At 45.2% G+C, this 14,955-nt stretch carries 19 protein-coding genes; 18 read left to right on the top strand and 1 reads right to left on the bottom strand.

Going from position 1 to position 14,955, the window contains the following annotated elements; genetic code table 11:
• Nucleotides 1-73 precede the first annotated feature (73 nt).
• From GVN16_RS09335 to GVN16_RS09255, 17 genes are all read left to right on the top strand, one after another.
• The gene (locus GVN16_RS09335) at nucleotides 74-538 is read left to right on the top strand and encodes a hypothetical protein (protein WP_166563617.1); all 465 of its coding nucleotides are present in this window, start codon (nucleotides 74-76) and stop codon (nucleotides 536-538) included.
• 2 nt (nucleotides 539-540) lie between these two features.
• Nucleotides 541-843: a DUF3817 domain-containing protein gene (locus GVN16_RS09330; RefSeq protein ID WP_166563616.1), complete on the top strand. Its 303-nt coding sequence runs from the start codon at nucleotides 541-543 to the stop codon at nucleotides 841-843.
• A gap of 384 nt (nucleotides 844-1,227) precedes the next feature.
• Nucleotides 1,228-1,623 carry a VOC family protein gene (locus GVN16_RS09325; protein WP_166563615.1) on the top strand — a complete coding sequence of 132 codons (396 nt, stop codon included), beginning with the start codon at nucleotides 1,228-1,230 and terminating at the stop codon, nucleotides 1,621-1,623.
• A gap of 122 nt (nucleotides 1,624-1,745) precedes the next feature.
• A complete protein-coding gene (locus GVN16_RS09320; protein ID WP_166563614.1) occupies nucleotides 1,746-2,228 on the top strand; it encodes a DUF3347 domain-containing protein in 483 nt (160 codons plus the stop codon).
• A 38-nt stretch (nucleotides 2,229-2,266) separates the two neighbouring features.
• Nucleotides 2,267-4,429 carry a multicopper oxidase domain-containing protein gene (locus GVN16_RS09315; protein ID WP_166563613.1) on the top strand — a complete coding sequence of 721 codons (2,163 nt, stop codon included), beginning with the start codon at nucleotides 2,267-2,269 and terminating at the stop codon, nucleotides 4,427-4,429.
• A 204-nt stretch (nucleotides 4,430-4,633) separates the two neighbouring features.
• The gene (locus GVN16_RS09310) at nucleotides 4,634-5,446 is read left to right on the top strand and encodes a helix-turn-helix transcriptional regulator (protein WP_166563612.1); all 813 of its coding nucleotides are present in this window, start codon (nucleotides 4,634-4,636) and stop codon (nucleotides 5,444-5,446) included.
• Between the two features lie 81 nt (nucleotides 5,447-5,527).
• Nucleotides 5,528-5,896, top strand: coding sequence for a VOC family protein (locus GVN16_RS09305; protein ID WP_166563611.1), 369 nt, complete (start codon nucleotides 5,528-5,530; stop codon nucleotides 5,894-5,896).
• 6 nt (nucleotides 5,897-5,902) lie between these two features.
• Complete coding sequence (locus GVN16_RS09300) at nucleotides 5,903-6,385, top strand: DUF6265 family protein (RefSeq protein WP_166563610.1); 483 nt, start codon at nucleotides 5,903-5,905, stop codon at nucleotides 6,383-6,385.
• A 120-nt stretch (nucleotides 6,386-6,505) separates the two neighbouring features.
• Entirely contained in the window at nucleotides 6,506-7,105 is a 600-nt protein-coding gene (locus GVN16_RS09295) for a DinB family protein (protein WP_166563609.1), read from the top strand.
• A gap of 8 nt (nucleotides 7,106-7,113) precedes the next feature.
• Complete coding sequence (locus GVN16_RS09290; protein WP_166563608.1) at nucleotides 7,114-7,686, top strand: Crp/Fnr family transcriptional regulator; 573 nt, start codon at nucleotides 7,114-7,116, stop codon at nucleotides 7,684-7,686.
• Between the two features lie 76 nt (nucleotides 7,687-7,762).
• A complete protein-coding gene (locus GVN16_RS09285) occupies nucleotides 7,763-8,203 on the top strand; it encodes an SRPBCC family protein (RefSeq protein WP_166563607.1) in 441 nt (146 codons plus the stop codon).
• Between the two features lie 60 nt (nucleotides 8,204-8,263).
• Nucleotides 8,264-8,833: a Crp/Fnr family transcriptional regulator gene (locus GVN16_RS09280; protein ID WP_166563606.1), complete on the top strand. Its 570-nt coding sequence runs from the start codon at nucleotides 8,264-8,266 to the stop codon at nucleotides 8,831-8,833.
• Nucleotides 8,834-8,920: 87 nt separating this feature from the next.
• Entirely contained in the window at nucleotides 8,921-9,274 is a 354-nt protein-coding gene (locus tag GVN16_RS09275; RefSeq protein WP_166563605.1) for a hypothetical protein, read from the top strand.
• On the top strand, nucleotides 9,275-9,649 hold the full coding sequence (locus GVN16_RS09270) for a hypothetical protein (protein ID WP_166563604.1): 375 nt from the start codon (nucleotides 9,275-9,277) through the stop codon (nucleotides 9,647-9,649).
• Between the two features lie 247 nt (nucleotides 9,650-9,896).
• The gene (locus tag GVN16_RS09265) at nucleotides 9,897-10,457 is read left to right on the top strand and encodes a TetR/AcrR family transcriptional regulator (protein ID WP_166563603.1); all 561 of its coding nucleotides are present in this window, start codon (nucleotides 9,897-9,899) and stop codon (nucleotides 10,455-10,457) included.
• 61 nt (nucleotides 10,458-10,518) lie between these two features.
• Nucleotides 10,519-10,992, top strand: a complete 474-nt coding sequence (locus GVN16_RS09260) for a (2Fe-2S)-binding protein (RefSeq protein WP_166563602.1) — start codon at nucleotides 10,519-10,521, stop codon at nucleotides 10,990-10,992.
• Between the two features lie 4 nt (nucleotides 10,993-10,996).
• Entirely contained in the window at nucleotides 10,997-13,162 is a 2,166-nt protein-coding gene (locus tag GVN16_RS09255; RefSeq protein WP_166563601.1) for a xanthine dehydrogenase family protein molybdopterin-binding subunit, read from the top strand.
• 7 nt (nucleotides 13,163-13,169) lie between these two features.
• On the opposite strand, the gene GVN16_RS09250 is transcribed toward GVN16_RS09255, so the two are convergent.
• Nucleotides 13,170-14,024 (bottom strand): AraC family transcriptional regulator, encoded by an 855-nt coding sequence (locus tag GVN16_RS09250; RefSeq protein ID WP_166563600.1) that lies wholly within the window; start codon nucleotides 14,022-14,024, stop codon nucleotides 13,170-13,172.
• A 131-nt stretch (nucleotides 14,025-14,155) separates the two neighbouring features.
• On the opposite strand from GVN16_RS09250, the gene GVN16_RS09245 reads away from it, so the two are divergent.
• The gene (locus GVN16_RS09245) at nucleotides 14,156-14,950 is read left to right on the top strand and encodes a phytanoyl-CoA dioxygenase family protein (protein ID WP_166563599.1); all 795 of its coding nucleotides are present in this window, start codon (nucleotides 14,156-14,158) and stop codon (nucleotides 14,948-14,950) included.
• Nucleotides 14,951-14,955 lie beyond the last annotated feature (5 nt).

Here is a 14,955-nt window from a genome sequence, read left to right as displayed (position 1 = left end):
TGAAATCTGCCTGTACTGTCCTAGCAGTTCTGTCATCTTTCAGCGAACTTTGCGGCATCAAAAACCGTATCTCATGTATACAAATTTACTATTCTTTCATTCCATATTCCGCTGGCTGGTGTTAGTGAGTCTTGTTTATGCTATTTTCAGAGCATACAGAGGCTATGCCACCGGAGCCGTCTTTACGAAAGCCGATAATGCCATCCGTCATTGGACAGCTACCATTTCACATATCCAGCTGATGATCGGCTTTACCTTGTATTTTGCCAGTCCGGTGATCAGGTATTTCCTGGGCCATATGAAGCAGTCGTTCAGCCAGGGAGATTCCTGGTTTTTCGGTTCGGTGCACATGATCCTGATGTTTGCAGCCATCATGGTCATCACCTTCGGATCAGCCGTTTCCAAAAGAAAAGCAACAGACGCCGAAAAATTCAAAACCATGTTTACCTGGTTTGTGGTTGCCCTGCTGATTATTTTCATTTCCATCCCCTGGCCATTTTCTCCCCTAGCTAACCGTCCTTATATCAGACCCTTCTGACCATGAAAAAATATTTAAATACCTCTGTCGGCCGATTAAGACTTCTTGGTCTGCTGGAAGGCCTTTCGCTCATCATCCTGGTTTTTATCGCTGTTCCGGTCAAATACATGGGCCAAAACCCCGGCCTTGTAAAAGCCATCGGACCCATACATGGTGTATTGTTCCTGTTATTTGTGATCAATGCCATAAGTGTCAGTATCTCACACCAATGGAAATTCTCGGAAGTGACCTGGAAAGTCCTGATTTCCTGCCTGATTCCTTTCGGGACTTTTTATGTGGACAGGAAGATTTTGAGTAAGATCTGAACAGGTAATTTCCATAGGCAGCTCCTTATGTTTAATAATCCTGATAAAACACGTGTGATCCCGTCACGGCCGTAATATTTCGACGGCCGATTATTTCTATAAACATTTAACCCCTTCAGGGCTATTATAAAGCAAAGCTGTCCGGCATCTTCAGACGCACCGTCCGGTATCATTTTCTGCAAATATCTGATCCGTCACCAAAAAAACGAAGGAAAGTCCGGTAATGAATCCAACGGATTCACATATTTATAGCAATCATATATCACCGGGTGATTCCGACCCTGAACGGGTCACACATTTCCTGTCCGGCTTCTCTCACTGCGGCTTAATAATTTCAAACTACGCAGACTTCTTCCTATTTTTGTCTTTTAAAACAACAACATAATGCAACAAAAAATAGCCCAAATAGCCCTCGTAGTGAACGATTATGACGAAGCCATCAACTTTTACACCCAAAAACTCGGCTTTGAACTCATTGAAGATACCGTAATGAGTGAAACCAAAAGATGGGTGGTAGTGGCTCCCAAAGGCAATGGAGGCTGCTCTTTATTGCTGGCCAAAGCTGTGGGCGAACTGCAAGAAAGCCGCGTCGGGAACCAGACAGGAGGCCGGGTATTTCTCTTTCTCTATACCGATGATTTTATGCGTGATTACACACAAATGACCGCCAAAGGCATTAAATTTGTCAGAGGCCCTGTCACAGAACCCTACGGCATGGTAGGTGTTTTTGAAGACCTTTACGGCAATCTGTGGGATTTTATCCAGCCTTCCGGATCTTAAGCAATTCTCTTGATTTATAAAGCCTTAACCAGGAAAAAGATATAAATCATCCCGAAAAAGATATAATGACGCTCTTGATTTTAATTCCGACTTTTGTATCATCAAATTAAACTCACAAGATTATGAAAAAGTTGTTTTTGTCTTTATTCCTTTTTTCATCCCTGCTGTTCACAGCATCAGCCGCTGAAGCACAGGACCCTTTGAAAGAAACCTACCAGGCTTACCTGGCACTGAAAAATGACCTGGTCAAGGACATGGTGGCCAAAGCCTCCGCTGAAACATTCGTGGCCAAAATAAAGGCAGTCAAAACCCAGGACTTAACCGCGGCACAGCAAAAAGTATGGGCGGGTTATGCCACCAAAATACTGAAAGACGCCGAAGCGATCAGTGCTTCAAAAGACATTGAAAAACAAAGAAAAGCTTTCTCGACACTTTCAGAAAATATGTACCCGGTGGCGAAGAGCATTGCATCCGGAGAAGCTATTTACTACCAGTTTTGTCCGATGAAAAAGAGCTACTGGCTCAGTTCAGAATCAGCCGTCAAAAATCCTTATTACGGCAAGTCGATGCTGACCTGCGGCAGTGTCAAAGAAGTGCTTAAGTAACCTGAACGGCTCTCTTCCTTTTTAAATCTTTCGACGATATGAAATACAGCGTTGCTCTTTTTGCTTTGGTTTTCAGTTCATTTCAATTATTCGCTCAAAAGACCATCCGGTATGATTTGTATGTGAAAGACACCACAGTCTCCTACACCGGGAAAAGCAAAATGGCGATTGCGATCAACGGGCAGATCCCTGCTCCTGAACTGCATTTTACGGAAGGGGACACGGCCCTCATTTATGTGCACAACAGGATGCACCATGAAACTTCCATCCACTGGCATGGGCTTTTGCTGCCCAACGAGCAGGATGGTGTACCTTATCTCACGACGGCTCCCATCAAAAGCCACTCGACCCACATTTATAAATTCCCGATCAGGCAAAGCGGCACATACTGGTATCACTCACACACCATGCTGCAAGAGCAATCGGGCATGTACGGGGCTTTCATCATTCACAAAAGAGAAAAATCTCAATACAAGGAACATACCGTCCTCCTGAGCGACTGGAGTGATGAAAATCCGCATCAGATAGAAAGGTCGCTGCACTACGCCACCGACTGGTATGCCATCAAAAAAGGAGCTTCACAGAATTACGGACAAGCCCTCAGAGAAGGCTATTTTAAAACCAAACTGACCAACGAATGGAAGCGGATGCATGCCATGGACGTCAGCGATGTGTATTATGAGCGTTTTCTTGTCAATGGGCAAAGTGACCAAAAGTTAAGTCAGTTCAAAGCAGGCGAAAAGGTCAGACTGAGGGTCATCAACGGCAGTGCCTCCACCTATTTCTGGCTTACTTATCCCGGATCAAAAATCACTGTTGTGGCCTCTGACGGCGTGGATGTGGAACCTGTTGAAGTGGACAGGCTGATCGTAGGTGTTTCGGAAACATATGATGTGGTTGTAACTGTACAGGCTTCCTCCGTCTTTATGGCGACTTCAGAAGACCGTACCGGCAGGGCTTTGTTGTGGCTGGGAAAATCCGATGGAAAAGCCCCGGAACCCATGCCCCGTCTTAAATACTTTGAAGGCATGAAAATGATGAACGGCATGATGACCCTGGGCGGCAAAATGAACGACATGGGCATGAACATGAGCCTTCAGCAAATGGACATGAACGCTGTGATGTATCCTGAAATAACAGGAGCCGCTGAGCCCGGCGAACATGCCGTGCATGGGGCAGCAGATTCTGCAGGGATCGTAACCCTTAATTATGCCATGCTTAAGTCGCCGGAAAAAACCACCTTGCCGGATGTGCCCTTCAGAACCATGCGTTTTGAGCTGACGGGCAACATGAACCGCTATGTCTGGACGGTTGACAATAAGACCATTTCAGAAAGTGACAGAATACTGATCAGAAAAGGAGAAAACATCCGGATTATCCTGGTCAATAACTCCATGATGCGGCACCCTATGCACCTGCACGGTCATTTTTTCAGGGTAGTCAACGGTCAAGGCGAATATTCCCCGCTGAAAAATGTGCTGGATATCATGCCCATGGAAACGGATACCATCGAGTTCAATGCCGCTGAAGAATACGGCGACTGGTATTTCCACTGTCACATCCTTTACCACATGATGAGTGGTATGGGCAAAATATTTACCTATGAAAACTCGCCTCCTAACCCACAGATTCCTGATCCCGTCAAGGCTCTTAAAAAAGTCTATCATGACGACAAACGCTTCTACCTGGGTGGCGAACTCGGTCTTGAATCAAACGGCAGTGATGGTGAACTGACCCTCGCCAATACCCGCTGGATGCTGCAGACCGAATGGCGGCTGGGCATCAACAAACAAAAAGGTTATGAATCAGAAAGTCATCTCGGCAGATACATAGGCAGAAATCAGTTCCTGGTGGCCTATGCAGGGTGGGATTACCGTTACAGAAAATCCGAAGGCACAGAAAAGAATATTTTCGGACAAACCAATTCCAAAGACCACCGCGGGGTGATCTGCCTGGGTCTTCAATACACCTTACCCTGGTTTATCGTAGCCGACTTAAGGGCCGACCATACCGGAAACATGAGGCTGCAGGTCAGCCGAGACGACATTCCGGTCACCAGCCGTTTACGGCTCTGGGGTATGTACAACTCTGATTTTGAATATGCCGCCGGTGCCCGGTATGTTCTTACCAAATACATTTCAGCTTCTGTTCATTATGACAGTGACATGGGTGTAGGAGCCGGGTTGGTGCTGCATTATTGATGCTCTTTGTAACATTATCCATATCCGGGTCAGATTATTCAGTTTCATCCTGCAGATTATATGCATGGCTGAGCTTATCTAAAGGATGCCTGGAATGCTCTTCTTCATCATTAAAGCTTACGTCTTAAAGCTTACAGCAAAAAGAACATCTTTTTTATTTTTCATGCAAAAACAACTATTTTTATCTGACGATAAAGATGACACATGGATTACCAGGTTTACAGCCCCTGCCTGCCTCTGGGTAAATACATCAAATGCTACTGGAGTCTGGAGGTTTCCAAAACAGAGGAGCCTCCTGCCCGTCAGCGTGTATTTGCAGACGGCTGTATCGAACTGCTTTTTCATTTCGGTGACCTCTTTCAGAAATACCACCGGAACGACGAGATCATCATTCAGCCGAGAAGTTTTGTACACGGGCAGGTCACGCGGTTTATTGAAATAGAACCCACAGGTTCTGCCGGGATTTTCAGCGTACGCTTTACGCCTAACGGCCTTCGTCCGTTTCTACCTTATCGGATTGACGAACTGACAGATCAGACGCCGACCGTCAGCGAACTGTGGGGGAAAGAGGGAGATGTATTGGAAGACCGCATCCTCAATGCCCGGACCAACGCCCTGAGGATTGAACTTATCGAGTCATTTCTCCTGAAAAAACTCCGGAACTTCAAAGCCCGTCATCTGTTCACCGACCATTGTGTTGACTCTATTTTTAAATCAAACGGGATGATTTCGATAGACGACCTGGCGAATGACCTTTCGATCGGGAGACGCCAGCTGGAAAGGAAATTTATTGAAGCGGTAGGCCTCAGTCCCAAACATCTTTCGCGGATCATCCGTTTTCAGAATGTTCTGAACCTTCTTGAAAAACGCCAGTTTAACAGCCTCACCGCCCTGGCCTACGAAGGCGGATTTTATGATCAGGCCCATTTCATTAAGGATTTCAGAGAATTTACCGGATTTAACCCCAAACAATACTTCGCCGAAGACATGGAATTGGCCAAATATTTCAACAGCTGAAAAAACTGGTCGCAATTTTACAATTTTGAGGCGTCTTAGTTCCTGAATTTTGCATCAGATAAACATTAAAAACGATTACTTATGCAAAATTTAGTCAACTGGTTTGAGATCCCCGCTCTTGATTTTGAAAGAGCCACTTCATTTTACAGCACATTACTCAACGCTGAAATCAGCGAAACCGAAATGTTCGGTACCCGGATGGGTTTCCTGCCCTCTGACGGTGAAAATGTTTCCGGGGCCATTGTTCAGGGCGAAGGCTATGTACCCTCAGCCGAAGGCCTGACGGTCTATCTCAACGGAGGCGACAACCTGCAGGAAATGCTGGACAAAGTAGAAGGCCTGAACGGAAAAATCATCGTTCCGAAAACTCAGATCAGCCCTGAAATGGGATATTTTGCCCTATTTTTGGATACTGAAGGAAATAAATTAGCTTTACACTCTATTCATTAAAGCAAAATGAAAAATAAAACAAGATTGCTGCTGACCCTGGCTTTGGCCGCTTCTTTTTTCGTGACAAAAGCACAGACAAAACCCCTGGGCATCCCGGACCTGAAATGGCTGGAAGGCACCTGGACCATGAAAGTCAAAAACGGAACCATAAGCGAAGAATGGAAATATGTCAACGACAGCACTATGACCCAGAAGGCATTTTTCACGACCAATGACGGCAGTAAAATGCCCCAGGAGACCATCGAACTGGTAAGCCGGAATAAAGAAATGTTTTATATTTCTACTGTTTCAGGGCAAAACGACGGGAAAGCGATTCCTTTTAAGATCATTTCCCTTACTGCCACCGGTTTTATTTCGGAAAACCCTACCCATGATTATCCGCAAAGGATTACCTACACCCTTCTCTCTCCCGGCAAATTGCTGGCAAGTATCGAAGGCAACCGGAACGGTAGTTTTTCTAAGAAGGAATTTCCGATGACAAAAGAATAAAAGCATTAAAACATACCCGGAATCCGGCAGGTCTTCTGCCGGATTCCTCCTGCATTATGCGGGAGGGTACGGACTTATATTTTCAGTAAATTGCCGCCTGCAAACCTAAAATCTCAAGCTATGAAAAAGAAACTGCTTTATGCCTTCCTGCTAATGATGATGACCCTGGGCTCTTTTGCTCAAAAACCCGTTTGGACAGAACAGGATAGAAAATTCCTGCTGGACAATCTCTACAGATCAAGGGAAGAGTTACAGAAAGAAAGTGCAGGAATGACTGCTGAACAATGGAATTTCAAAGAAAGCCCCGACCGCTGGTCTGCAAGCCAGGTAGTCGAACACATGGCCATCTGGGAGTTATTGTTTCAGCATGAAATCAGCAGTGCTTTCAGTGCCGGCCGTGACAGTTTACGGAAAGCCGCACCTGACAGTGAATTTATAGGGTATTCAAAAGAAACCACGCCACACAAAGCCGTTGAATATACCAAGCCTTTCAGCTACACCGTGCCCCTGGGTATTAATTCCGGTGAAAACAACCTGGCCTGGTTTTTAAGCAGACGGGCTGACACGATAAAATCGTTGCAGGACAACAAACTCAATCTCCGGGAATATTACAACGCCTACGCCAACGTTCACCAGTTGTATATTTTTATTTTTGAGCATGTTGACAGGCACCTTAACCAGATCAGGAAAATTAAGAAACATCAGGATTATCCCCGCTGACCTGCACGATGCAAAACGAACTAAAAAAATACATCCGGTCTTATTTTGGGGTTACGAATGATGACCTTGAAATAATACTTTCCTTTTTTCAGCCGGTTAAGATCCGAAAAAATGATTTCTTCCTGAAAGAAGGAGCTTATGCACACAGGCTGGGTTTTGTACAATCAGGTATTGTACGTGAATTTATGCTGAGTGACGGAAAGGAAGTGACCAAATGGATAGCCACACCAGGATATTTTGTAGTTGACCTGGCTGGATTTCTCTTTGACTCGCCTTCCAGATGGAATCTCCAGGCCCTGACCGATTGTGAAATATGGGCAATCAGCAAGACAGACTATCAAAGAATCGCGGAGCTTTTGCCAAAATGGACAGAGCTTGAAAAACTATTTATTGCAAGGTGCTTCACTATTCTTGAAGACAGGGTTGTCAGCCATCTTTCCCTTAGTGCAGAAGAGCGTTATGACCGGTTCTTCCGGTATGCTCCTCACTTATTTAATCTCGTACCGCTTCAATACCTGGCCTCCATGCTTGGAATGACACCTGAAACCTTCAGCAGAATCAGAAAAAAACGAACTTCTTGATTTTTGTCAAGAGCAATGAAAGAAATAGCCCTGACCTTTGGCTTATTATTTTTCAAAGCATTTAATCTTTACAAAAATGGAAATCAATCAGAACGCACCCGTCAGACAAACCGCAGAAATCCTGATCCACGCAAGTCCTGAAACCGTCTGGAAAATTTTAACAGACGTAAATGCCTGGACCGGATGGCATAAGGACATTTCTCAGGCTAACCTGACAGGCTATGCAATTCCCGGGGAAACATTTGTCTGGAAAATCAACGGATCAAAAATCAAATCAACATTCAGCAGGGCGGAAGAAAATAAAGTATTGGGCTGGACGGGCAAAACTTTCGGGGCAACCGCCATCCACAATTGGTTTTTAGAAACGAAAAACGACGGCACCCTTGTCAGAGTTGAAGAAAGCATGGAAGGCTGGCTGATGAGTTTGTTAAGTTCCATGATGAATAAATCGCTTAAAAAAGGCATTACTTACTGGCTCCATCAGCTGAAAACGGAAAGTGAAAAAACACAGGCCTGAAAATATACTGAAAATGATAACAACGCCCTGTGGTTTTGAGTTGTTGAATAAAAAAACCTCATGAAAAACATGCTGCGACAGCACCTGGTGGATAGACTGGGTGACAACACAGATAAAATTGACGAAGTAATCAGTCATTTTAAGATTCTCCGAAAGAAGAGGAATGAAATGCTTCTGAATCAGGGCGAAATATGCAAAAACGTCTATTTTGTTGCCAGGGGGTGTCTGCAGGTATTTGTTTACGATGCTGAAAGCAATGAAACTACCCGTGACATCGTCGTGGAAAACAACTGGTGCTCAGAGCTGATAAGTTTTGGCAACCAGACTCCTTCGAATGAAAACATCAGAACTGTCGAAATATCTGAGTTGTATTACATTGACAGGCAGGGTTTTCAGAAAATGATGGAGAATGTCCCTCAGTTCCGGAATGTATATCAGCAGATCCTGGAATACTCCTATGCTAATTCAGTATACAGGATCAATACTTTTGTAGCTCTTTCTTCTCTGGAACGGATCAAGTGGCTCATGGACAACCGCCCCGGGCTGATGAGCCGCTTATCCGGAAAACTCATCGCTTCATACCTTGGTATTTCACAGGAAACCTTCAGCCGGCTAAAGGGGAAATTATAAGGCCTGAAATCGTGACAAATGTCAAGGCAATATAAATTTAAATGTGGAAACTTTGTAGCATCAAATCACATTTAAATCACCATTCTCATGAAAGAGTTCTTGTTATTATTTCGCAATATCAGCGGAGAAAACGCCTATATCCTCAGCCAGGAAGACATGGCTGAAGACATGCCGGCATGGCAGCAGTGGATAGGTAACATCGCGATGCAGGGTAAGCTGATATCCACACAGCCGGTGGAATATCAGGGGCAGATGATCACCAAATCGGGCATACAGCCAGGGCCTGACAAAGGAACTGACAACAGGCTTGTTGCCGGATTCCTGATTTGTAAAGGCACTGAAGAAGAGGTTCAGCAATGGAGTTTTAACTGCCCCATTCTTAAATACCCTCATGGAAGTGTCGAAATCAGGCCACTTATCCCATTTCAAATTGACTTATAAATGAAAAAGCTGCTCAAATCAGGCAAATGGCTGTTTGTCTATTCCTTTTCTTTCTATGTTGTCCTGCATTTGTTTCTGGCCGATGTCGGGGTGAAAAGATACGTTCCTGACTATCTCCCCTTCCCCTATTTCCTGAATTATCTCACCGGAATCCTGATGCTGGCATTTATTGTCAGCTGTACAACAGGCAAATACGATAAACTCGCCTCCCTCCTCCTGGCAGTCTATCTGCTACTGGTAATTGTAATGGTCCATCTGCCAAAAGCAGGCGACCCTATGGAACTGCTGAACGTATTCAGGATTACCAACATGATCGGAGCTTCACTGATGTACGCCCTGGCGTTTGCAAAAGACTCCCGCTTAGCGACAAAATAACAGCAGTGAAAAGCCTTTCTCAACAAATCTGACCCTCTGATACATCTGAAAGTAAACCAGGCTTTCAGATGTATTCGTGCTAACTTCTGTACCAAAACAGCAGCCTTCATTTTGAAAAGCCAAGTTCTTCCCTGAAAATTTGCAGGGTAAAAAAAAATCAATAACTTTGTTGACTGATTGGTCAATCTATTTTTTTGCGGAGAAAGGAAGATGGAGAAAGGAGACCTGCAGTTATCAGAAATTATACATGGATAAACAGAAAGAGTTACTTGCTGCTGCGATGAAGTTATTTGTTGAATTCGGGTTTCACGGAACACCGACCAGCAAAATAGCCAAAGAAGCCGGTGTGGCCAACGGGACCCTCTTTCATTATTACAAAACCAAAGATGACCTGATCGTAGCCCTGTATGTGGACATCAAAATGAGAATGGCAGGATGTCTCATGACCGGGCTGGAAAACGAATCAAGCATAAAAGGCAAAATGAAGTCTTTGTACCTGAGTACGATGTACTGGGCCATGGATAATCAGTATGAATTCAGGTTCATTCAGCAGTTTCACAGTTCACCGTTTCTCTCAAAAGTGACTCCTGAAGAAATCAAAGACCAGGCAACGGCACATTTACGGATGATTGAAGACGGCATTGCCCAGAAGATCATCAAGCCTCTTCCGGTTGATTTTATTTACACCCTGATCATGAGTCATGTTTTCGGTGTGTATCAATACCTGACTACCAACGAGATGGACGCTGAAAAACGCAAGGCCGTTATAGAAGAAACTTTTGAAATGCTGTGGAACATGATATCCTAATTTTTTATTTTTAATACAGAGTGATCAGTCAGTCAAAATAAATAAAGATAACATCATCAATATGGAAATAGATTTCACCATCAACGGGAAAGCCACCCGGCTCAACATTGACCCCGCCATGCCCTTGCTGTGGGTGGTCAGAGACGAGCTGAATCTGAAAGGAACCAAATTCGGCTGTGGTAAAGCCATGTGCGGGGCATGCACCTTGCATGTGGACGGAGAAGCATTCCGCTCCTGTTCAATTCCGGCCGAGTTTGTGTCCGGAAAATCAGTCACTACACTGGAAGGACTTTCTGAAAGTGAAGAACACCTTCACCCCATTCAGCAGGCCTGGATGGAGGAAAATGTACCTCAATGCGGTTATTGCCAGCCCGGATTCATGATGGCTGCCGCCCGTCTGATTGAACAATACCCTGCCCCTACTGACGAAGATATCAAAAACAACATTACCAACATCTGTCGTTGCGGAACCCAACCCCGTATCCTCAAAGCCATCAGGAGAGCAGCTGAAATCAAACAATCCTTAAAATCTTAATCCCATGGCAACAGAGAACAAAAAGACATTTTCAAGAAGAAAATTCTTCCAGCGGTCAGCCATCGTTTTGGGAGGTGTAGTGGTGGCCACTTATGCTGCCAAAGGCGTGATCAGAAGGTTTATAGCCGAAACAGCAGAGGGAATGGACATGCCTTCGATGCTGGCCAACAATGAAGCTCTTTTATGGTTTGAAATACTTCCCGACAATACCGTACTGATGAAATCACCCAAAATTGAGATGGGACAAGGCATCTTTACGGGTTTTGCGATGCTGGCGGCAGAAGAACTTGAAATGCCCCTCGACAGGATAAAAGTAGAACATGCCTCCACCAGCAACGGCCCGATCGATAAAGTAAGTACAGGCGGCAGCAATTCCACTTCGTCACTTTATGTAACTATCCGGGAAGTAGCCGCCACCATGCGTGAAATGCTCAAAATAGCAGCTGCAAAACAATGGGGAATAAAACCTTCAGAAGTAAAAGCTCATAACGGAGAACTATCATCCGGTAATAGAAAAATAACTTACGCAGCCCTTGCTGCGGGCACCAAAGACTGGGAAGTTCCGGAAATACCGGCACTGAAACCGGCCTCTGAGTTCAGGTTTGTCGGCAAGGACTTTAAGCGGATAGATTTAAAACAAAAAGTACTGGGCAAGCCCATTTTCGGAATAGATCAGACTTTTCCGGGTATGCTTTACGGGGCGATTCTCCAGTCACCTTATATCGGGGGAAAACTCAAAAGTGTAAAAACAGACCTGGCAGCCCAATCACCGGGTGTGGTAAAAGTGATCCATGAAGATGACCTGGTGGCCGTGGTCGCCAAATCAAGATATGCAGCTCAGACTGCCCTCGAAAAAATGGAAGCCCAATGGGATGTGCCTAAAAAGTGGCAGCAGGATGAATTTGTGGCTTTGACAAAAGTGGGTACCGGCACAAGGGTCAATGTGCAAAATGAAGGTTCTGCCGAATCTGCCATAAAAGACCATCCTGAAGAAGTATTTAAGCAGGAATACCGCACCCCGATGGCCGTTCATGCCCATATGGAGCCTAACGGATCGGTCGTTCACGCAGAAGAAAACAAAGCTACCGTGTGGACAGGGACCCAGGCTCCCGACATGGTCAGAGGGGCTGTCAGCAGTGCACTCGGCCTCGGAAAAGACGAAGTCAATCTTAAAGTAGCCTTTTCAGGGGGCGGATTTGGCCGCAGGATGGACCTGCTGCAACCACAAAATGTAGCGAGGATTTCAAAAATAGTAGGACAACCCGTTCATGTGTTCAACACCCGTGAACAGGAATTCATGAATGGGGTCTTCAGACCACAAACCCACCACGTGCTGGCCGCAAAAATGAATAAAAACGGTGAAGTGGAAGCCATTACACACGATCAGGCCACACCGGACCAGATCTTCTCCATGGCACCTGAAAATGTCGGGGCGTTTTTCCTGGGAGCAGATTTCATTTCTGCCGGACACGGTGCCTCCATTATGTACAATGTCAAAAATAAATCCACATCTGTCTGGCATCAGCAACTACCTGTAACCACCGGTATCTGGAGAAGTGTGGGGATATTTCCGAATACATTTGCCATTGAAAGTTTTATGAACGAACTCGCTCATAAAACCGGCAAAGACCCCATAGCCCTGAGAATGGACCTGCTGAAAGGATCAGAAAAAATCAACAAAAGATATCAGAAAGTGCTGGAAGTCCTGGCTGAGAAAAGTGGCTGGGACAAAACAAAGCCTGAAGGAACAGGGCGTGGAGTAGCGATTTGCAACGACAGGAAAACCATTGCAGCTGCGGTGGCTGAAGTGGAGATTATTGACGGAATGATCAAAGTAAGAAAGATTACCCAGGTGATAGACCCGGGCATGGTGATCAATCCGGAAGGCATCAGAATGCAGGTAGAGGGGGCGACCATGATGGGCCTGACTGCTACTTTATATGAAGAAATAAAGGTAAAAGACGGTCAGATCGCCAGCTCCAATTTCCATGAGTATCCGATGGTGACCCTGGCCGACACCCCTGAAATAGAGGTGGTGATAGTGCAGGGGCATGACGAACCTTATGGTGTGGGCGAGCCCCCGATGGGACCGGTAGCCCCGGCCATAGGCGGTGCCATCTTACAACTGACCGGGAAAGCCGTCAGGTCTTTACCCATCAGGTTGTCCTGACATTAAGTTACGCATTGACAGTAAGCCTTCTGAACGCCAGAGGGCTTATTTTTTTATATTTTTTGAACGTCTTCGTAAAATAAGAAAGGTCATCAAACCCGGATTCCAGTCCGATCTCCGAAACAGATTTTTCGGATTGCTGCAGCAGGTTCACGGCGTGTTTGATCCGGAATTCATTCAGCACCTCCACGAAAGTTTTACCCGTGGTTTTCTTAAAATAACGGCAAAAGGCCGTCTGCGACAAGCTGGCTACAGAGGCTATTTCGTCAAGGCTGATATCAGAAGTATAGTTTTCGATCAGGTGACCGTAAACCCGCTGAAATCTCAGCGTTTCAGAAAATGTCTTATTGAAATGAAGGAATTGATCATCCAGCAGGTGAAACTGATTTTGTATGGCTATCTTCTGGAGAACACCCAGTAACCCGTGCAGCTGATCAAAAAAAGGACGGTTCACCAGGTCCTCGATATCCCGGGAGATTACCGGCACTGCCGCTTTTTCAACACATAATCCTGCTCCTGATAATTCGAGCAGATTCCTGATCTGCTCCAGGGCTTTTAATCCCAGGAAGCCCTCTCCGGCAAAATTCTCCCTGAACTGAATCACAACTGCCTCTGCCTCTCCCTCAAAATCAGGGCCACTAAGCCAGCAGTGCGGCAAATCGGGCCCTAAAAGGACAAGATCGCCTGCCTCAAAGTCATCGACATGGTTTCCCACGTATCTTTTCCCATGGCCTTTAAGAACGAGTGTCAGTTCAAATTCAGGATGAAAATGGTAGGCATGCTGAAACGTCGTCAGCTCGAATTTCCGCACCAGGACCGTGTCATAATCATGATCAGCTAAATACTCTAAAGAGGCTTTCATTATTATTTTACCCTAAAAAATAAACAAAAAACTATTAAATGCTAAAATAGTACAAAAACAGGGTAATTTAAACCAAACAGGAAGAATTAAATTATCAGGATATTTGTGCCACTCAATTAACCTGTTAAAATATGAACATACTTGATCAACCCTATGAGCTTTCAGCCGAAAGCATACGTTTCTATCAGGAAAATAACTTCATTAAACTCAAAAATGTACTCGATCAGGAAACCCTTGCTTATTTTAATGAACTGATCGGACAGGAAGTGGAAAGGCTCAATCAGGTGCACACCCCTATCGAAAAAAGAGATACCTACAGCAAAGCCTTTCTGCAGATTTTTAACCTTTGGCGTGAAAATGAAGAAATAAAAAAGCTGGTCCTGAGTAAACGCCTCGCCTCTATTGCAGCCGGATTAATGGCTTGCAAAAATGTCAGGATTTACCATGATCAGGCCTTATTTAAAGAGGCTGGCGGCGGCTTTACGCCCTGGCATGCCGATCAATACTACTGGCCATTAGCTACCGACAATACCATAACAGCCTGGATTCCCCTGCAAGCTACACCTCTTGAAATGGGTCCCCTGGAATTCTCGGCCAAAAGCCAGAAGATCGTTTCAGGCAGAGACCTCGAAATCGGAGATGAGTCTGAAAATCAGATCAGACAAAACCTCCGGATCAATAATTTTGAACATGTTATCGAACCTTTTGATGCCGGTGAGGTCAGTTTCCATTCAGGATGGCTTTTTCACCGTGCCGGAGCCAATAACACCGGGCAGATGAGAAAGGTTATGACGGTCATTTATATGGATGCCGAGACACGTTTAAAAGAACCTCAGAATCAGAACCAGGTCAACGATTGGAACGCCTGGTGCCCGGGAGCCAAAGTAGGCGAAATCATTGACACGCCCCTGAACCCGGTTATCTGAAAAAC

Source organism: Emticicia sp. CRIBPO, from assembly GCF_009905725.1.
In the GTDB taxonomy this organism is placed as follows: domain Bacteria; phylum Bacteroidota; class Bacteroidia; order Cytophagales; family Spirosomataceae; genus Leadbetterella.
Note: the sequence above shows the minus strand (reverse complement) of the source record. Positions and strands in the feature narration are given on the sequence as shown.